This is a genomic window from Metabacillus schmidteae, assembly GCF_903166545.1.
Taxonomy (GTDB): Bacteria; Bacillota; Bacilli; order Bacillales; family Bacillaceae; genus Metabacillus; species Metabacillus schmidteae.
Map to the genome: position 1 here is coordinate 1,011,762 of NZ_CAESCH010000001.1, position 18,508 is coordinate 1,030,269.

Annotated in this window: 18 protein-coding genes and 1 riboswitch; of the genes, 10 read left to right on the forward strand and 8 right to left on the reverse strand. The window is 36.0% G+C overall.

Annotated elements, in window-relative coordinates:
- Positions 1-22 precede the first annotated feature (22 nt).
- Entirely contained in the window at positions 23-709 is a 687-nt protein-coding gene (locus tag HWV59_RS04920; RefSeq protein ID WP_175638218.1) for a YesL family protein, read from the forward strand.
- A gap of 74 nt (positions 710-783) precedes the next feature.
- Here the strand turns inward: HWV59_RS04920 and HWV59_RS04925 are convergent, their stop codons facing one another.
- Positions 784-2,466, reverse strand: coding sequence for a catalase (locus HWV59_RS04925; protein WP_175638219.1), 1,683 nt, complete (start codon positions 2,464-2,466; stop codon positions 784-786).
- Between the two features lie 159 nt (positions 2,467-2,625).
- Between HWV59_RS04925 and HWV59_RS27235 the strand changes: the two genes are divergently transcribed.
- On the forward strand, positions 2,626-2,754 hold the full coding sequence (locus tag HWV59_RS27235; protein ID WP_268921747.1) for a hypothetical protein: 129 nt from the start codon (positions 2,626-2,628) through the stop codon (positions 2,752-2,754).
- Positions 2,755-2,795: 41 nt separating this feature from the next.
- Here the strand turns inward: HWV59_RS27235 and HWV59_RS04930 are convergent, their stop codons facing one another.
- Both HWV59_RS04930 and HWV59_RS04935 read right to left on the reverse strand, forming a co-directional pair.
- Positions 2,796-3,542, reverse strand: coding sequence for an STAS domain-containing protein (locus tag HWV59_RS04930; RefSeq protein WP_175638220.1), 747 nt, complete (start codon positions 3,540-3,542; stop codon positions 2,796-2,798).
- 13 nt (positions 3,543-3,555) lie between these two features.
- Complete coding sequence (locus HWV59_RS04935; protein WP_175638221.1) at positions 3,556-4,200, reverse strand: cobalamin B12-binding domain-containing protein; 645 nt, start codon at positions 4,198-4,200, stop codon at positions 3,556-3,558.
- A gap of 412 nt (positions 4,201-4,612) precedes the next feature.
- Here HWV59_RS04935 and HWV59_RS04940 point away from each other — a divergent pair, with 412 nt between their 5' ends.
- From HWV59_RS04940 to HWV59_RS04950, 3 genes are all read left to right on the forward strand, one after another.
- A complete protein-coding gene (locus HWV59_RS04940; protein WP_407941538.1) occupies positions 4,613-5,509 on the forward strand; it encodes a YitT family protein in 897 nt (298 codons plus the stop codon).
- A 118-nt stretch (positions 5,510-5,627) separates the two neighbouring features.
- Complete coding sequence (locus HWV59_RS04945; protein ID WP_102228247.1) at positions 5,628-6,224, forward strand: DedA family protein; 597 nt, start codon at positions 5,628-5,630, stop codon at positions 6,222-6,224.
- 72 nt (positions 6,225-6,296) lie between these two features.
- Positions 6,297-6,500, forward strand: coding sequence for a hypothetical protein (locus tag HWV59_RS04950; RefSeq protein WP_175638222.1), 204 nt, complete (start codon positions 6,297-6,299; stop codon positions 6,498-6,500).
- Here HWV59_RS04950 and sda read toward each other — a convergent pair whose 3' ends face one another.
- From sda to HWV59_RS04965, 3 genes are all read right to left on the reverse strand, one after another.
- Positions 6,501-6,650, reverse strand: a complete 150-nt coding sequence (gene sda, locus HWV59_RS04955) for a sporulation histidine kinase inhibitor Sda (protein ID WP_102228810.1) — start codon at positions 6,648-6,650, stop codon at positions 6,501-6,503. It lies immediately after the preceding gene.
- Positions 6,651-6,860: 210 nt separating this feature from the next.
- A complete protein-coding gene (locus HWV59_RS04960) occupies positions 6,861-7,910 on the reverse strand; it encodes a ribonucleotide-diphosphate reductase subunit beta (protein ID WP_102228248.1) in 1,050 nt (349 codons plus the stop codon).
- A gap of 68 nt (positions 7,911-7,978) precedes the next feature.
- Positions 7,979-10,255, reverse strand: coding sequence for a ribonucleoside-diphosphate reductase subunit alpha (locus HWV59_RS04965; protein ID WP_102228249.1), 2,277 nt, complete (start codon positions 10,253-10,255; stop codon positions 7,979-7,981).
- A gap of 132 nt (positions 10,256-10,387) precedes the next feature.
- A riboswitch (cobalamin riboswitch) is annotated at positions 10,388-10,563 on the reverse strand.
- A gap of 301 nt (positions 10,564-10,864) precedes the next feature.
- Here HWV59_RS04965 and HWV59_RS04970 point away from each other — a divergent pair.
- Positions 10,865-11,041 (forward strand): hypothetical protein, encoded by a 177-nt coding sequence (locus HWV59_RS04970; RefSeq protein WP_235991666.1) that lies wholly within the window; start codon positions 10,865-10,867, stop codon positions 11,039-11,041.
- 151 nt (positions 11,042-11,192) lie between these two features.
- On the forward strand, positions 11,193-12,488 hold the full coding sequence (locus HWV59_RS04975) for a hemolysin family protein (protein WP_102228811.1): 1,296 nt from the start codon (positions 11,193-11,195) through the stop codon (positions 12,486-12,488).
- 13 nt (positions 12,489-12,501) lie between these two features.
- Here HWV59_RS04975 and HWV59_RS04980 read toward each other — a convergent pair whose 3' ends face one another.
- Both HWV59_RS04980 and HWV59_RS04985 read right to left on the reverse strand, forming a co-directional pair.
- Entirely contained in the window at positions 12,502-13,248 is a 747-nt protein-coding gene (locus HWV59_RS04980; protein WP_102228251.1) for a TrkA C-terminal domain-containing protein, read from the reverse strand.
- A 92-nt stretch (positions 13,249-13,340) separates the two neighbouring features.
- Positions 13,341-13,595 (reverse strand): hypothetical protein, encoded by a 255-nt coding sequence (locus HWV59_RS04985; protein WP_102228252.1) that lies wholly within the window; start codon positions 13,593-13,595, stop codon positions 13,341-13,343.
- Between the two features lie 202 nt (positions 13,596-13,797).
- Between HWV59_RS04985 and gsiB the strand changes: the two genes are divergently transcribed.
- From gsiB to HWV59_RS05000, 3 genes are all read left to right on the forward strand, one after another.
- The gene (gene gsiB, locus HWV59_RS04990; protein ID WP_102228253.1) at positions 13,798-14,247 is read left to right on the forward strand and encodes a glucose starvation-inducible protein GsiB; all 450 of its coding nucleotides are present in this window, start codon (positions 13,798-13,800) and stop codon (positions 14,245-14,247) included.
- Between the two features lie 836 nt (positions 14,248-15,083).
- On the forward strand, positions 15,084-15,935 hold the full coding sequence (locus tag HWV59_RS04995; RefSeq protein WP_102228254.1) for a squalene/phytoene synthase family protein: 852 nt from the start codon (positions 15,084-15,086) through the stop codon (positions 15,933-15,935).
- 234 nt (positions 15,936-16,169) lie between these two features.
- Complete coding sequence (locus HWV59_RS05000; RefSeq protein ID WP_102228255.1) at positions 16,170-18,224, forward strand: catalase; 2,055 nt, start codon at positions 16,170-16,172, stop codon at positions 18,222-18,224.
- The last annotated feature ends 284 nt before the right edge of the window (positions 18,225-18,508 follow it).

Sequence of the window (18,508 nt, forward strand, 5' to 3'; positions counted from 1 at the left end):
TGTTTTGAAGGAGATGGGGATATTGGCTGCACAACTTACGGAAGGAATCACTCGTTTGTTGGTATGGATCATGAAGTTTTCCGTTATTAATTTAATATGGGTAACCTTTTGTCTACCAATTATTTTTATCACAATTCCAGTTTTTTTTGCTGACGATGCTTCAGGAGTATTTACGGTGTTATTGTTTCTTTCTATTATGGCACCATTCTTCTTTTTTCCTGCAACAATGGCTATGTTCGGTGTTGTGAGAAAATGGGTGATCGGTGTGGACGATGTTCCTCTCTTTTTCTCATTTTGGAAGATATATAAAGAAAATTATAAAAGAAGCTTTTTAAGTGGAATCTTCATTACATTTGTTTTCGCTATTTTAACGTTAGATATCTATTATTTTTCAACAATTAATCCAATGATAAGTGGTCTGTTTATCATTGCCTTATTCTTTAGTTTTCATTTTATGATCTTCTTTTTTGCTAATAGTGTCCATACAACCTTATCATTTTGGGATAACATGAAAAACTCTATGATCCTTTCCTTAATTAATCCCGTATACAACCTTTGTATTTTATTTATCAATGTTATAATCCTGTATGTTAGTTTTCAATTATTTACGGCATTTATCCCATTTTTCATGGGAACAACAATAGCTTTTGTTTCTTTTAAAGGATATTACCACCTATTCCGAAAAGTTCAGGAGAGTAGTAAAATTTAATTTAAAAAGCGAAGATATAAACAGGGGGTGTCCCAAAAATCAGCTTTCACTGATCTGGGGACATCCCCTACATATTAATATGGATCTGCTTCGTGGCTTTTCTTAACAGCCTCTTCGGTTGCTTCATTCGCAGCTAATGTACCCTGCCCATATCTTGATTGACCAGATTCACGACCAGGAACTTTATTCAGTTCCATATCTTTCATACCTTTCATTTTCATCTCAATGCCTTCCTTCACACGACGGCCGTAATCTTCATCTGCTTGTGTGAAGTGTTCGATCATTGCATCCTGGATTTTTTTATCACATACTGCGAGTGCTTCAGAAAGATTTTTTATTAATTCATCGCGCTCCCAATCTTCCAAGCTTCGGTATGTATGGCCAGCTTGACCGTAATTGTTAGGTCGATCAATTGGTGCAGTCATGGCAGCAGCATTATATGTTGGACGGTGCGGTTTGCGACCTTCTGTACTTGCTTCCTTAAAGCCGCCGAGCATTGATGGCTCATAATTGATATGTGGATTAGGTCCTGACTCTTCCGGATCACGTACATCCATTTGCCCACGCTGCTGATTTGTATGAACAGGAGCTTTTGGTGCATTAACCGGCAGTTTTAGATAGTTTGCTCCAACTCGATAGCGTTGTGTATCAGAGTAAGAGAAAGTACGGCCTTGCAGCATTTTATCATCTGAAAAGTCCATACCATCAACAAGAACCCCTGTACCGAAAGCAGCTTGCTCAATTTCCGCATGGAAATCCTTTGGATTACGATCAAGAACCATACGCCCGACCGGCAACCATGGAAACTTATCCTCAGGCCAAAGCTTCGTATCATCAAGAGGATCAAAGTCGAGTTCAGGATGATAATCATCTTCCATGATCTGAACAAAAAGTTCCCACTCTGGATAATCTCCACGCTCAATTGCTTCATATAAATCCTGTGTTGCATGTCCTACGTTTTTCGCTTGAATAGAGTCAGCTTCTTCTTGTGTTAAATTACGGATTCCCTGTTTTGGCTCCCAGTGATATTTGACCAAAACAGCTTCACCCTCGGCATTCACCCATTTATACGTATTGACTCCAGAACCCTGCATATGACGGTATGTAGCTGGAATTCCCCATGGAGAGAAGAGGAATGTAATCATATGTGTCGCCTCAGGTGTACGGGAAACAAAATCAAACATTCTTTCAGGATTTGGAACATTTGAAGCCGGATCTGCTTTAAACGCGTGAATCATATCAGGAAACTTCATAGCATCACGAATAAAGAAGATTTTCAGGTTGTTTCCAACAAGATCCCAGTTTCCATCTTCCGTATACATTTTTACGGCAAAACCACGAGGGTCTCTTGCTGTTTCCGGTGAGTCTTTCGCTCCCGCCACTGTAGAAAAACGAACCATTAAAGGTGTCTTCTTCCCTGCTCCGGAAAAGACTTTCGCACGTGTATACTTTTCTACCGGTTCATCTCCTGCTTTTCCATACGTCTCAAAATAGCCAAATGCACCGGATCCTCGTGCATGTACCACACGCTCTGGCACTTCCTCACGATCAAAATGAGAAATTTTTTCAATGAAATGATAATTCTCAAGTGTAGCTGGTCCGCGATCTCCAATGGTACGAATGTTTTGATTATCAAACACAGGGTGACCTTGACGGGTTGTTAACGTGTCATCAGAAACCTGATTTGTCTTATTGCCATTTACTGAATTCTCATTTGATGCTTCAAATTCTTCATGATGGGAATTGTCTTTTTTCAATGGTTTGCCTCCTAAAACAAAATAAATGACCTTTTACATTTATTTGCTAAGGTGCCCAAAATTATACATATTGATGTTTATTTAAAAACTTTGTATGAATTCTTTTTCGCTGCAAACAATAGAAGGTGAAAAAATGGTTGAGAAAAGAGGGTTTGACAGATGGCAGAAAGAGATAGTCATAAAAATCAACAAAAAAAGATGAAGAAAGCAAGTGATGCTATTAATACCGATAAAGACTTTGGGAATGACTTAGCGGAAAGAAAACACAACGAAAAAAGATCAAGATAATAAATAAGACCCCAGAGATTTTCTGGGGTCTTTTAACGATATTAGATAATAAAGCTCCTAATAGCAGAGTGTAAATCTTTTAAAAAATATGTATTTGGATTAACAGGAAGACTGTTTAACACCTTCGCATGAAGAGGGCTAACTCCAATAATATACGAGTCTGTGCCCATTACTCTAAGCTCTAAAACTAAGGTGCGCAGCGCTCGAATTCCTTCATTAGTAATGTCACCAATGCCGTGAAAGTCAATAAGAATTCGCTCGATTTGCTGGTCCGTAATTTTTTCTACTATACGGTTGTGATTTTTCTTTACTAACTCAATATTTAACTCACCGATAAGGGGAACAAGAATCATTCCTTTTGCAAGATAAATAATTGGGACAGATAATTCCAGTATCCGTTCAAATGATTTTTCAAGCTGTTCCTTTTTTTCTAACAGTTCAAAATTTGTTTCTGATAAACGCTTTCGATGCTGTTCAACCGCATCAATCAATGATTGAATTCGATCATCTTGTTCAATACATACAATATGCCCAAGATTATTTTGCCAATTGATTTGTATTTGAAATAAGGCATAAGGAGAGTTCTTCGTTTTTAAAACAAGTTCAGTTGTTACAAAGGTAGCAGATGTGAGAGTTCGTAATGCTTTCTTTTGACTTTCAAGGTCAACGATTTCTAAAAAACGATCAGATTCATCGAATGTATGGCGTGCAATATCAGAGGCATCAATAATGTGAAAGTCTTGATTAATCGTAAAATACGGAAGTGGAAGATGCTTTATTGCGGACAAGTCGAATACCTCCTTATATCGAATATTGCTTTATCCATTCTTGAAGTTCAGACAATGATGGAAATAATTTTGTTCTGCTAGAAACATAAGGAGAAAAGTCATAGTTTTCTAAAAGGCGGCCACCGACAATAACGGTTGGTTTATGCGGAAGAGCCTCCAATGCTTTACTATATGTACCTAGTAGTTCTGCATGATACCAGATTGAAAAAGAAAGTCCAATGACATCAGGTTTCCACTTCTCAGCAGAACGAACTGCTTCTTCCAATGGTAAATTTGATCCTAGTAATTTTGTATTCCATCCATGCTCTTCAAATAGTTGAGCGACCATTTTGATCCCAAGGTCATGCTGTTCCTTTTCAAGACATAATAACATCACTTTTTTGGGTTCAACTTGGTTGAAACGATGATTTTTTTTCATATGGAAATCAAATCGAACGAGAATATATTCACAAGTAGATGTAGCAAGATGTTCATCTGCTACTGAAATTTCATCTACTTCCCATAAGTTACCGATATATTGCATTGCTTTTGTTATTAAATTTTCCAATACCTCTTTACGACTAATATCATGGCCGACTTCGTTCATCACAATGTTCCAGGCATCGTCCTGGTTCCCTTTCAGGAGTGAATCGGCTAATTCATACACCGTGCATGTCATGCGATCACCTCACTACAGGGGAATTTTGTGCACAAGTAAGGGGTTTGCAAAAATTCTTGCTTATTTTTATTTTAACATATCTTTCTTAGTTCTGTTGACTAGCAGGATGTTTGGTCGGAAAGTTGAGTAATTAATGGAAAGGATTATTTTGGGGATCGCTCATACATGGCAGGCTATTGTCATATGTTCAGCATCTTGGAAACAATCGTGTAATTGGCAGTTGCAAAATAATCGAGAATGCTTTGAAGGATGACATGATCTAACTATAGTGAAAAACTAAGCAATTGCTTTATCTCTTCTTGAAGTACAATTATTACAATTTTCAGAACTACTGCGCTATAATAAAGGAAATTGAAAATATATAATGTTATTTATAATAGAGACAATCTTTTATTCGAACAGGGGGAGTTTTATGACAGAAATGCCATTGGAAGTACAAAGAGAAATAAAGAAACATCAAGGTTTATCAAAGTCAAAAATACTGAAGCGAACACTTTTTATTTTTATTGGTGCTGTTTTAATGGGTGTAGGGCTTGAGATTTTTTTAGTACCGAATCAAGTTATTGATGGAGGGATTGTAGGAATCTCCATTATTCTCTCTCACTTGCTTGGATGGAAATTAGGGTTGTTCATCTTTATTTTAAATATTCCCTTTTTCTTTATAGGGTATAAACAGATTGGGAAAACATTTGCTCTCTCAACTTTATTCGGTATTACCGTTTTATCGATTACAACAACACTTTTGCACCCTGTCCCTGCATTTACAGAGGATATTCTTCTTGCCACAGTATTTGGTGGAATCATATTAGGTGTCGGTGTTGGGATTGTTATTCGCTATGGCGGTTCATTAGATGGTACTGAGATATTGGCTATTCTGGCGAATAAAAGGCTTCCATTTTCTGTTGGTGAAATTATCATGTTTTTTAATATTTTTATTCTTGGAAGTGCAGGTTTTGTGTTCGGATGGAATAGAGCGATGTACTCATTAATTGCCTATTTTGTTGCATTTAAAACAATTGATGTTGTTATTGAGGGGCTTGATGAGTCGAAATCGGCTTGGATCATCAGTGAGCATTATCAAGAAATAGGGGAAGCCATTCTTGCCAGGTTAGGTCGTGGAGTGACTTATCTTAATGGTGAGGGTGCCTATACGGGCGATAATAAAAAAGTGATTTTCTGTGTAATTACACGTCTTGAAGAGGCAAAATTAAAATCGATTGTTGAGGACTTAGATGAATCTGCCTTTTTGGCAGTTGCGAATATAGCTGAAGTAAGAGGCGGAAGATTTAAGAAAAAAGATATTCACTAAAAAACCTGTTGCAGTGCCACAGGTTTTTTTAGTCGTTTCACATACTATTTCTACATGTTTTTTCATACCTATTACTATTGGACAGGAAGTACAAGTTCTTGATAAAGGGTGTGTAGGAATGGAAAATGTCATCTTAGATGTTTTAGATTTGTTAACAAATCTTGGTTATGTTGGAATTGCGATTGGATTGATGCTTGAGGTGATTCCGAGTGAAATTGTATTAGGGTATGGCGGCTATATGATTGTGCTCGGAAAGATTGGTTTTCTAGGCGCTTTTCTTGCGGGTGTTATAGGAGGAACCATTGCACAACTAATTTTATACTGGATCGGAAGCTTGGGGGGAAGACCTTTCCTTGAAAAGTATGGAAAATACTTGTTCATAACAAAACATCATATTGAGCTATCTGAATTATGGTTTGAAAAATACGGCTCTGGTGTTATCTTTGGTGCCAGGTTTATACCGGTTGTTAGACATGCCATCAGCATACCGGCAGGAATTTCTAAAATGTCACTATGGAAATTTACTTTGTATACTGTAGCTGCGATGATACCATGGACAATCTTTTTCTTGTATTTAGGTATCGAACTCGGAAGCAATTGGATGTATATTAAGGAAGCTGCTAAACCTTATTTCATCCCAATTATTTGTACGGCTCTTATGCTTGCAACTGTATATTATTTAATGAAAAAATTTAAACAGCCAAGGTCAAACTAAATACTACATAAAGTCACCACTTCGTGGAAAAATGTTATTGAAACAAATGACATATAGGGGTGGTGAAGGGAAATGAAGGAAAAAGATCAGGAGTTTTATGATCATGACGTTTTTGCTCAGGCTGAAGTGGTACAACATCCTAAGGAAGCGAATCATTCAGCATTAATACTGAACCAATCTTTTAATGTTTTTTCAAATCAAAGATTTAGTTCAAGAAGAAGAATAAACAAATGGACAGTCTTAAGGACTGTCCATTTAGATAGCCAGCTAATATGATTAATTTATTTTTTTAAGTTTTTCTAGCATTTGTGGTTTATGTAGACCTCTTTCCTTAATTTCTTTCTCAAGCAACTGAATAAAATCAGGATTAGCTTTTATCCGTATCGCTTCTTGAAAACTGTGTAATAAGGTCTTGTTTGAAAGCATTGAAAACCTCATGTTCATCATCCTCTACCAGTACAATACTTGTTTATCTATTATGTCCTTTACCACTATTAATTGGATGTTAAACAAGATTTGTTTAAAAAGTGCAGAAGGAATGTTTTAACTTTATTGAAAAGGTGAGAAAAATAGTGACCAGAATCTAAAAAGAAGGGAGAGCATTTTAGTTGCTTCCCTTTCTATCAAACGGTTTGATTATAGATCATCAAAGCCGTTATCAGCATGGTTAACCTTCGTATATTGTCTTGACTTCTGCTCAAAGAAGTCGGATTTACCAAGATCGACTTCTTCATATGCTTTAATCCATTTGAGTGGATTTGTACGATATCCTTCAAAGGGGCGCTCAAATCCTAATTGATTACATCGAACATTCGCATAGAATTTAATATAATCTTCAACATCTTTTATATTAATTCCATCGATTTTATTACCAATGATGAATTGACCCCATTCAATTTCAAGTTCTGTTGCTTGAATAAACGTTTCTCTTACGAATGTAGCAAGCTCTTCTGTATCGTATTCCGGGTATTGCTTCAGAACTTCTTTGAAAATTTGAACGAATAAATCCACATGAATTTGTTCATCTCGGTTAATATAGTTGATCATTGTACTTGTCGCAACCATTTTTTGATTTCTGGCCAAGTTGTAAAAGAAGGCAAATCCGGAGTAGAAGAAAAGGCCTTCTAAAATCACATCATACACGATTGACTTAAGCAGGTTCTTCACATTCGGTTGTTCGGCAAAGGCATGGTATCCATTTGTCACAAACTCATTTCGCTTTCTTAAAATCGGTTCACTTCTCCAGTATTCAAAAACCTCATCCTGAACATGTTTTGGGACCAAGCTTGATAAAACATAGGAGTAGGAGTGGTTGTGAATGACTTCCTGCTGGGCAAGCATGATCATCAACGCATTAATGCTGGAATCTGTAATATAATCAGAAACCTTGCCGGCATAATCTGTTTGAATACTATCTAATAATGCCAGCAATCCGATAATCTTTAGAAAAGCTTCTTTTTCATCTGCTGTTAAATCAGGATATTGCTTGATATCTTGAGCCATATTAATTTCAAAAGGAGTCCAAAAATTGGCCAGCATTTTTTTATAGCGGGGATATGCCCAAGGAAATGAGACATCATTCCAGTTTAATACGTTGGAGCTTTCACCATTAATAATACCTGTTGAACAGTTTGGTGCAGCTGCATCCATAATTTTGCGTTTGTTTAAAGAAGTAGTGGTTTCCATATGAATTCTCCTTTTTGCTGATAAAAAATAGTAAGAATGACTTTTAGTAAAGTCATTCTCTTAACAAATTAACTAGCACAAGAATCACATTCTTCAATCGTGCTGGATGTAGATCGTAAATAATAAGTTGTTTTTAATCCTTCTCTCCATGCAGATAAATGAAGGTCAAGCAGATCCTTAGCTTTAATAGTATTCTGAACATATATATTAAAAGATATGGATTGGTCTATATGGCGTTGTCGTGCTGCATTTTGTTTAATGCTCCAATGCTGATCAATAAAATAAGCAGACTTATAATACCAGGTTGTCGTCGAGTTAAGGTCTGGAACCGTAACAGGTATTTTATAGTCTTTCTTTTCCTCTGAATATACCTTCTGGAAGATCGGGTCAATACTTGCTGTACTTCCTGCAATAATAGAGGTTGAAGCATTTGGTGCAACCGCCATTAAATATCCATTTCGAACGCCATGATTTGCTACATTATTTTTTAGAGCATCCCAATCAAAGTTGCTTTTTTGAGATTGATACCCACGTTTGTCAAAGTAAGCACCTGTTTCCCAATCAGAGCCTTTAAACACAGAGTAGGCACCTTTTTCCTTTGCAAGTTCCATGCTTGCAGAAATCGTTAAGAAGGAGATTCTCTCGTACAAATCATCAGCAAATTGAATCGCTTCTTCATGCTCCCACTTAAGCTGCTTTAGAGCTAATAAGTGGTGCCAGCCAAAGGTTCCTAATCCGATAGCCCGGTATTTTTCATTTGTTAATCTTGCTTGAAGCACAGGGATGGTATTTAAATCGATCACGTTATCCAACATTCTCACTTGGATCGGGATAAGTTTTTCCAGCACATCATCTGTAACTGCTTTAGCAAGATTAATAGAAGATAGGTTACATACGACAAAATCACCAGGTGTTTTAATGGTAATGATTTTTCCATCTTCGGTATATTGCTCTTCCACTGTCGTCGGGCTTTGGTTTTGAGTAATTTCTGTGCAAAGATTACTGCAATAAATCATCCCTTGGTGTGAGTTGGCATTTTTCCGGTTTACTTCATCACGATAGAACATATAAGGAGTTCCTGCTTCTAATTGACTAATCATAATTCTTTTCATAATCTCAATCGCAGGAACCTTTTCTTTTGAAAGCTGTTCATTTTCAACACATGCCCAATAACGCTCTCTGAAGCTTCCGTCACCTTTTTGCTCATCGTAAAAGTCTTCAATACTAAAGCCCATCACCTTACGTACTTCATGTGGATCAAATAAATACCAGTCAGCGCGTGCTTCAACCTGCTCCATGAAAAGATCAGGAATACAAACGCCTGTAAAAATATCATGTGTCCGCATTCTTTCATCACCGTTATTAAGCTTTGCATCAAGGAAAGAGAAGATATCTTTATGCCACACATCAAGATAAACTGCGATCGCTCCTTTACGTTGACCAAGCTGATCAACACTGACAGCTGTATTGTTCAATTGCTTCATCCATGGAATAATGCCGGAGGAAACACCTTTAAATCCTCGAATATCACTTCCGCGGCTTCTGATTTTACCAAGATAAGCTCCAACTCCTCCACCGGATTTAGATAGATTGGCAATGTCTGTATTGCTGTCAAAAATTCCTTGAAGGCTATCATCGATCGTATCGATAAAGCAGCTTGATAACTGTCCAACAGGTTTTCCTGCATTTGAAAGTGTTGGTGTTGCTACTGTCATATAAAGATTACTCATAGCCCAGTAAGCTTGATTAATGAGTTCTAGACGGTGTTCTTTGTTCTCGCGAGCCATTAATGTCATGGCAATTATTAAGAATCGCTCTTGAGGTAACTCGAATACCTGTTTAGAGAAATCCTTTGTTAAGTAGCGGTCTGCTAATGTTCGAAGGCCAATATATGTAAAAAGATAGTCATTTTCAGGATTTACAAAAGCACCGATTTGATCAATTTCATCCTTCGTATAATTCTCTAGTAAGTTTGAGCTGTAGAGTCCTTTTGATACAAGGGTTGAAATGAGTTCGTAAAAATCTCCGTATTTATGTTCTTTCTCATATCCTCGATTTAGTGCTGCTTCTCTATAAAGCTTTGATAAATAAATACGCGCACAAAAATAAGTCCACTCTGGCTCATGTTCATGGATATTCGATAGTCCTTCTAGAATAAGAAGATTAGTTAATTGTTCAGATGTATAGGAATCTCTTTGAAGAATCGTATTTTCAATTCGCGTAAGATACTCATCAATAGTAATTGTTGGGAAGTGTTGATGGATATTATTGATAAAGGTAGTTAGTTTTGTGAGATCAAAGGCTTCTTGTCCATTGATCATTGGGGATAAAGTTGTCTTGCTCATGTATATTCCTCCATCTGGTCGTTTTTTTGCGGGGAAGGGAGATAAAACGACAGAAAGAGAGCAAGTTCAAAGAAGTTGAATAGCTCAAGAGGTTCACTATCGTTTCATCTTCTCAGCCCCCGAAGAAATTGAAACTATCACAAGGTTTAGGTAGGTCTCCTGACTTATGTTCTTCCTACTATGAGTCCTTCCCATACATGTGGTACAGTGGTCATCTCAATTCGTCACACTTACAGTTGCGGGGACAGTTCTGGATTCTCACCAGATTCCCTATTAAGCTAAAAAGCGCCTATTCTTGCAAATATACAATATATAGTTTTATTTTAAATTTCAAAATCAATATATAGTTGATTTTTAATATAATTCCATCATAAAGCAGTTGGGTAGAATTAGCAACACAATTTTTAAAGCAAATAAGATTAATAGATTTAGTTAATTAAGAAGTCACATAGAACAAAGATAACAGGAAAATGAATGGAACTCAAAATAAAAGCTTTCACTGGAAAATAGATGTTTTCAAAACATGTCAATTTTTTTGTTTCATCTTTTAGAGATATGGGTAAAAATTCGGTAAAGAAACTACTAAACTAATTGAAAAGGAGAATGGATATGAAAACTAGTAAAGTAAGCTTTGATAACCTATTAGGAAAAAATAATAGAGCGAGACGCAGAAATAATGTTGGCCGCGAAAATCTAGATAGTGAAAATCATATCATTCATAGAGAAATTCATGGAGATAAAGTGTATGTTCCTCTAAATCTGCAACGAGTTTGGAATCAAATTTAGTAACAATTTGGATTTTATACGGTAAATAAAAAACTCGTTATAAACAATGATTTTAACACCGTTCGAAAACCTGAGAACGGTGTTTTTTAATAGGAATACAATGAACGAACCGAGGTTTAGGAGGGAAATGACGTTTATGTTTAGTGATTCGATGACTATATTCAACTTAGTATTAATTGCCCTTTTAATCGCTCTAACCGGCTTCTTTGTGGCGATAGAATTTGCAATTGTCAAAGTACGTACATCGAGAATCAACCAATTGGTGAAAGAAGGAAAAAGGGGTGCTGTTTCAGCAAAAAAAGTGATTACACACTTAGATGAATATTTATCAGCATGTCAATTGGGGATAACTGTAACTGCTTTGGGACTTGGCTGGTTAGGGGAGCCTACAGTAGAAACGTTGCTGCATTCAGTTTTTTCTCTTCTGCATGTAAATGAATCTGTCTCACATATTCTTTCTTTTGGGATCGCCTTTGTTGTAGTAACGTTTTTACATGTAGTTGTTGGAGAGCTAGCACCTAAAACAGTAGCCATTCAAAAGGCTGAAACGGTTGCACTTCTTTTCTCTGCTCCAATTATTTGGTTTTATCGGGTAATGTATCCTTTTATTTGGCTATTAAATGGGTCCGCACGCTTATTGGTAGGTTTATTTGGCTTGAAGCCTGCATCTGAACATGAAAATGCACATTCGGAAGAAGAACTTCGGATCATCTTGGCAGAAAGCTATAAGAGTGGGAAAATTAATCAAAACGAATTACAGTATGTGAACAATATTTTTGAATTTGATGAAAGAATTGCCAAAGAAATTATGGTCCCCCGTACGGATATGATTACGTTATCAGTTGGTGATAAAGCTAATGAGGTTATTAATAAGGTGAAAACGGAGAAATATACACGCTATCCAGTCGTTGAAGATGATAAAGATCACATAATTGGGATGATGAATATGAAAGAGTTTTTGACCGCAACAAGTATAAAGGGAAATAAGGAAGCAGAGCTGGATGTGAAATCTTTTATTAAGCCGGTTATTCGTGTCATTGAAACTATCCCTATTCGAAATTTACTAAGAAAAATGCAAAGAGAAAATCATCATTTGGCAATTCTCATAGATGAATACGGAGGAACTTCAGGTTTAGTCACTGTGGAGGATATAATTGAGGAAATTGTTGGAGATATAAGAGATGAATTTGATGAAACGGAAGTTACTGACATCCGAAAAATAAAAGAAAACCATTACTTATTAGATGCCAAAGTATTAATTCGTGATGTGAACCAATTACTTGATATCAATTTATATGATGAAGAAATGAATACAATTGGCGGATGGTTTCTGACTCAAAACTTTGACTTCAAAAAGGGTGCAGAAGTTTCTCATGATGGATACTTATTTAAAGTTTATGAAAGTAAAGGTCATCAAATTATGTATTTGGAAGTTAAAAAGATCTAACAAAAAAGCCCATTCAAGGGCTTTTTTTGTTATTTACCGAATGTTCATCTATTGGAACATGAATCTGCTTATCTAATTGCTCTTCCATAATATTAATATCATTTTTGAAATTTTCGTTCATTACTTTTTCGTTTCCGAATAAAAGGATTTGGTCCCCTTCCTGTATTTTTGTATCATATAGGTTTGTTCTAATTTTCATTTCGCCTCTTTTGATGAAAAGAACGACAAACTCTAACTGATCATGCTCTGTTATCACTTGATTAATTGATTTTGAAGCAAGTGAAGATTCCTTATATATATGTAGATTGAGAAGATCATCCTCTTCCTCTGTTAAAAAGACATCCCGAATCGGCAAGTCACCTATTTCTACATTTCTTTTCAAACGATAAGTAAAGAGCTTTGATAATGTTTTTTGAATGAATGGCAGTTTTAATAAGCCTAGGATAAGGATGGCTCCTCCGGCAATATAGATAACTTCTTTCGTGTTCATATTACTTGATAGGAAATTACTAATAGAAGATATAATCACAGCGAGTGAGACCGCCCCAAATGAAATAAGAAAAATCGCTAATTTTCTGCGAATAGGATGGCCCAAAATAAGCTCAGATTCACCAGTAGTAAAACCTGTTCCTGTCATAAGCGATATAACTTGAAACCTTGATACCTCCAATTTAAGATCTGTTAACCGAAACAAAATAACGTGGATTTCAATTACCGTTGCAATGACGATGAAATAAATAACTAAGAAAAATAAAGCCATTTTCCACCTCACAAAAAACGAATTATTAATTGAACTTTAAAAACTGCTCTTAAAAGGAAAATGAGCGGGGTATACCCCCGCTTAATCTGTTATTATTGTAATTTTTCATTATAAAAATTAACTGAATACATAGCACCTTCACTTACCATTTTATTGTCTTCCAAATCTTGAGGGTGAGGGTTTCCTCCCTTTTCAATTGGGAGATTATTATTTTTAGCATAACTGGAAGGTTTTATTTTCCGCATCCAATCTCTAAATGAATTCTCAAGCTTAATTCTATTTGACTTAGAAGATAACAACATTGAAGCAGTTGCTCCTATTCCAACAACCATCAAAACCTTTTTCATAACTAGTCCTCCTTTAAATGTAAACTCTCTTATTTTTATTTTTTATACCCTGGAAATAACAGATAAAACCTTTTGAAAACTAACTAATAGATTAAAAATATTACAAAAATATTAAACACAGAAAATAGGTTTTAGAAAAATGATAGGGTGGTACAAGATTAGCGTAAGCAAATATGAAATGACTTAAAGGAGGATGTTAAAGATGGCAAAAGATAATAATAAAAAAATGACATTAGAGGAAGCGGGACGTAAAGGTGGAGAAGCTACTTCAAGAAATCATGATAAGGAGTTTTATCAGGAAATAGGAAAAAAAGGTGGAGAAGCCACTGCCGAAAATCATGATAAAGAATTTTATCAAGAAATAGGTCAAAAAGGCGGAGAAGCTACATCTGAAAATCATGATAAAGAGTTTTATCAAGAAATAGGTCAAAAAGGCGGAGAAGCTACTTCAGAAAATCATGATAAAGAGTTTTATCAAGAAATTGGCCAAAAAGGTGGAGAAGCCACTGCCGAAAATCATGATAAAGAGTTTTATCAGGAAATTGGCCAAAAAGGTGGAGAAGCCACTTCAAAAAATCATGATAAAGAATTTTATCAGGAAATTGGTGAAAAAGGTGGAGAATCACGTAGAAAACAAAATAATAATGACTAACTCTTGAGAGTCAGTTTTTCTATTTATAGATAGGTAAATATAAGTTAGCTGCATACATCGGGTTTTGTTGTATGCAGCTTTTATTATTTTTACTATAAAAACTGTAAACCATTTTCATTTTTATTGATAAAATGTTAGATTTCTATCAATAATATTCAATTTGATAATAAGTACATTTACCAGCACAACCTTAGCGCCATGCTCCAAAAATAACTTTGCTGTTTCTTTTCCAATTCCTCCTGCTTTACCTTATACCCCAACCGATAAACGCGGACCATCTCGATCCCTCAATAAAATTGGTATTCAAAACAGCACTGCAAATGATAAAAGAATTGACCATCTTTTTTACTTTTGAATACGACTTAACCTCAGAAAATAACTTCTACTTTTTGTTGTAAAAGAATATCAGATCATATTTGAAAATATTGTGAAGAAAATAATGATACAGAAGCTTTATTTTGGGCAGAAGGAATAGCATTTACTTAATAGAATATTAAAAGAAATGTATAATGGGGAGAGATAGTTTTGGGACAAACTCTGCTTAAAGAACGTAATCTTCAGCTTGAAAAACTTTTGCACTTTAGATAAATAACGATATTTTTACAATATAGCGATAATAGTAAATTCATGCCTTTTCATTTTAAGTTAGTTTTCTGTTACAGACGACCGGTCTATTCAAATCGGGAATTTATTCACGATTGCTGTTAAAATGTATTAGGGGAATACTATTGAATGGATATATGGCGATTTAAATAATTGATCATTAATTTAGGAAAAAGTGAGAGAAACCTTGGACAAGGACTGCACCTGTCTCAAACCTAAACGGAGGAATCGGGATGAAAGAACAAAAGGTATTGAAGAAAGAGGCAATGGAAGTACTTAAGAAAACAAGTCGAACATTTTACATACCCATTATGTTTTTAAAAAAGGAACTAAAAGATGCCGTAGCAGTTGCTTACTTAGCGATGCGTGCTATTGATGAAATTGAAGACCACGAAGAAATTTCTAATGATGTGAAACACTATTTACTGACAGAAGTAAGTGAGTTATTACTTGAGGAAGATTTTAATCAGCATAAATATAAAACGCTAGTCTCACCTTATGCGAATGTATTGCCGGAAGTGACATTACGTTTAGCAGATTGGCTATTATTAGCTCCAGCAGGGGCGAAAAAGTGTGTCCAAGCTGCAACCAGTGAAATGGCAAATGGGATGGCCAAGTGGGCGAAAGCGAATTGGAAAATCCAAACCCGCGAAGAATTGGATGACTATACGTATTATGTTGCCGGTCTTGTCGGGGTTATGCTTTCAGATTTATGGAAATGGCACGACGGGATTGAAACAGATCGTCAATTAGCCATTGGATATGGACGGGGATTACAGGCGATTAATATTTTGCGTAACCAGGATGAAGATATGGATCAACGAGGTGTAAGTTTTCTTCCGGATGGTTGGAATAAACAAGACTTAATCGCATATGCTACTGAAAACTTGGAAATGGCAGATGAATATATGAAGAGTATTAATAAAAAACCGATTTTACTGTTCTGTAAATTACCATTAGCAATTGCACACAAAACATTGAAAGCAATAAAAGAGGGTCGTGAAAAAGTAAGTCGACTGGAAGTAGAAGAAACTGTTCAGGAAGTACAAGCTGATTTGACTGATACTAAATTGTCTTTAAAATAGGTAGAACTTTTTTTTGCTAACCACAAGATCATAATTTTCTGCATTATAAAGGTCAACCAGAAAAACTGGCTGACCTTTTATTGTGCAAAGGAGAGGGACTACTCGGTTTCATATGTAATTAATGAAGAGAATCTCATAGTCTTTCAAAATTTCCCGTTTGCTCGAACTCACATAAGGGTAGGAAGTAATGTGAATGTGTTTTACATATAAAGAACCTGTGGGAGGAGCAATTCTATGCATAATAAAGGGAAAAAGAATGAAAATAGCAAAAATGAGCAATTGGAACAGTTCCGTGTTAGTGATGAAGGGGAAAAGCTGACGACAAATCAAGGTCTTAACGTATCGGAAGATGAATTTTCTTTAAAAGCAGGAGAACGTGGACCGACATTAATGGAGGATTTTCATTTTCGTGAAAAAATGACTCATTTTGACCATGAGAGAATTCCTGAACGGGTTGTTCATGCACGCGGCTTTGCAGCACACGGTGAATTTGAAGTATATGATTCAATGAAAAAATATACAAAAGCAAAGTTCCTACAAGATCCATCTGTAAAAACACCTGTTTTTGTACGGTTTTCAACAGTAGCTGGCTCGCGTGGTTCTGCTGAAACAGTAAGAGATGTCCGTGGTTTCGCGACAAAGTTTTATACAGAAGAAGGGAATTATGATCTTGTTGGAAATAACATCCCTGTCTTTTTTATTCAGGATGCAATTAAATTTCCGGATCTCATCCATGCGGTTAAACCAGAGCCTCATAATGAAATGCCGCAAGCAGCTAGTGCACACGATACATTCTGGGACTTTATTGCCAATAATCAAGAATCAGCTCATATGATTATGTGGCATTTATCTGACCGTGCTATACCTCGAAGCTTTCGAATGATGGAAGGGTTCGGTGTCCATACATTCCGCTTTGTTAATGATGAAGGAAAAGCGCATTTTGTCAAATTCCACTGGAAGCCTGTGTTAGGTGTTCACTCACTCGTTTGGGATGAGGCACAAAAAATCGCTGGTAAAGATCCTGATTTTCATCGCCGTGATTTGTGGGAGTCAATTGAAGCAGGAAATTATCCGGAGTACGAGTTAGGTGTCCAGTTAATTGCTGAAGAGGATGAATTTACATTTGATTTTGACGTCCTTGATCCGACAAAAGTTTGGCCGGAAGAAGATATCCCGGTTAAAATCATTGGAAAGATGACATTAAATAGAAACGTAGATAATGTGTTTGCAGAAACAGAACAAGTAGCGTTTCACCCTGGTCATGTTGTACCAGGTATTGATTTCACGAACGATCCATTGCTGCAAGGACGTTTATTTTCCTATACAGATACACAATTACTCCGTCTTGGAGGTCCAAACTTTCATGAACTGCCAATAAACCGTCCTGTTTGTCCATTCCATAATAATCAACGCGATGGCTTTGGACGCCAAACGATTAATGTTGGCCAAGTAAGCTATCATAAAAATTCACTTGCTGCCAATACACCAGCTCCTGCAAGCGAAGAAGAAGGAGGATATGTGCATTATCAGGAAAAAGTAGAAGGGCGTAAGGTCCAAAGAAGAAGTGAAAGCTTTAAAGATCATTTCTCTCAAGCTACTATGTTTTGGAATAGTATGAGCGAACCTGAGAAGCAACATATCACTGAAGCATTTAAGTTTGAGCTTGGAAAGGTAAAAAGCAAATCCGTACAGCAGCAGGTAGTTGATATGTTTGCTAATGTGAGTGTAGAGTTAGCATCTGAAGTGGCTTCAGCACTTGGTGTGACAGCACCCCAAAAAGGGGAATCACAGGTAACGAAATCTTCACCGGCGCTAAGCCAATTAAATACAAAAATTTTACCGAATACACGCAAAGTTGGAGTCATTATCGGTCCCGACTTTAAAGGGGAAGACGTAATAAATATTTGTCACGATTTAAAATCTGAAGGTATTCAAGTTGAAATAATCAGTGATAAACTTGGAAATAAAAAAGGATTTGATGGTTTAGAACTTACCGTAGATCATACCTTCCTAACTAGCGATTCGGTTCAATTTGATGCGATTTATGCTGCAGGTGGAAAAGGTGTAAATCAAACATTCAAAGAGGAAGCTGCTTACTTTATTAAGGAAGCATTCTCTCATTACAAAGCAATTGGAGCAACATTTGAAGGTATTGACTGGCTGCCGAAGGACGTAATGACAGACAGTCCTGGAGTCATTATAGAAGATGAAAATATGAATCAATTTGCTCAAAACTTTGTCCAAGCTGTTTCAGCACACCGCCACTGGAATCGCCAGATAGTTAAATAATAGGGAATTATGTAAGTAGAGAAATCCGAACAAATAAGCGGGTTTCTCTACTTTTTTATTTTTAATGAAGGCTAGCGTGGATAAGTTTGAGAGAAAGAAATGTAGAAAATAGGAAGAAAGTAGTTTGTTTTGTCGATGAATAATAAAAGTTGTCAATATAGGCCTGACAGCTTTTTGGGAATAATTAATTATCTAAAACGATTACAAAACATACCGTTTTACCTATGCGTTTTTGTAATTATGCTATTTGATTCAGAAGCACATAGGAGTTAAAGCTTGTTTTT

Bases quoted from the DNA above. Each gene is read 5' to 3' on its own strand.
- HWV59_RS27235 (WP_268921747.1), top strand. From the start codon at position 2,626: ATGGCAGAAAGAGATAGTCATAAAAATCAACAAAAAAAGATGAAGAAA.
- HWV59_RS04935 (WP_175638221.1), bottom strand. From the start codon at position 4,200: ATGACATGCACGGTGTATGAATTAGCCGATTCACTCCTGAAAGGGAAC.
- HWV59_RS04940 (WP_407941538.1), top strand. From the start codon at position 4,613: ATGACAGAAATGCCATTGGAAGTACAAAGAGAAATAAAGAAACATCAA.
- HWV59_RS04945 (WP_102228247.1), top strand. From the start codon at position 5,628: ATGGAAAATGTCATCTTAGATGTTTTAGATTTGTTAACAAATCTTGGT.
- HWV59_RS04950 (WP_175638222.1), top strand. From the start codon at position 6,297: ATGAAGGAAAAAGATCAGGAGTTTTATGATCATGACGTTTTTGCTCAG.
- sda (WP_102228810.1), bottom strand. From the start codon at position 6,650: ATGCTTTCAAACAAGACCTTATTACACAGTTTTCAAGAAGCGATACGG.
- HWV59_RS04960 (WP_102228248.1), bottom strand. From the start codon at position 7,910: ATGGAAACCACTACTTCTTTAAACAAACGCAAAATTATGGATGCAGCT.
- HWV59_RS04965 (WP_102228249.1), bottom strand. From the start codon at position 10,255: ATGAGCAAGACAACTTTATCCCCAATGATCAATGGACAAGAAGCCTTT.
- HWV59_RS04970 (WP_235991666.1), top strand. From the start codon at position 10,865: ATGAAAACTAGTAAAGTAAGCTTTGATAACCTATTAGGAAAAAATAAT.
- HWV59_RS04975 (WP_102228811.1), top strand. From the start codon at position 11,193: ATGACTATATTCAACTTAGTATTAATTGCCCTTTTAATCGCTCTAACC.
- HWV59_RS04980 (WP_102228251.1), bottom strand. From the start codon at position 13,248: ATGGCTTTATTTTTCTTAGTTATTTATTTCATCGTCATTGCAACGGTA.
- HWV59_RS04985 (WP_102228252.1), bottom strand. From the start codon at position 13,595: ATGAAAAAGGTTTTGATGGTTGTTGGAATAGGAGCAACTGCTTCAATG.
- gsiB (WP_102228253.1), top strand. From the start codon at position 13,798: ATGGCAAAAGATAATAATAAAAAAATGACATTAGAGGAAGCGGGACGT.
- HWV59_RS04995 (WP_102228254.1), top strand. From the start codon at position 15,084: ATGAAAGAACAAAAGGTATTGAAGAAAGAGGCAATGGAAGTACTTAAG.
- HWV59_RS05000 (WP_102228255.1), top strand. From the start codon at position 16,170: ATGCATAATAAAGGGAAAAAGAATGAAAATAGCAAAAATGAGCAATTG.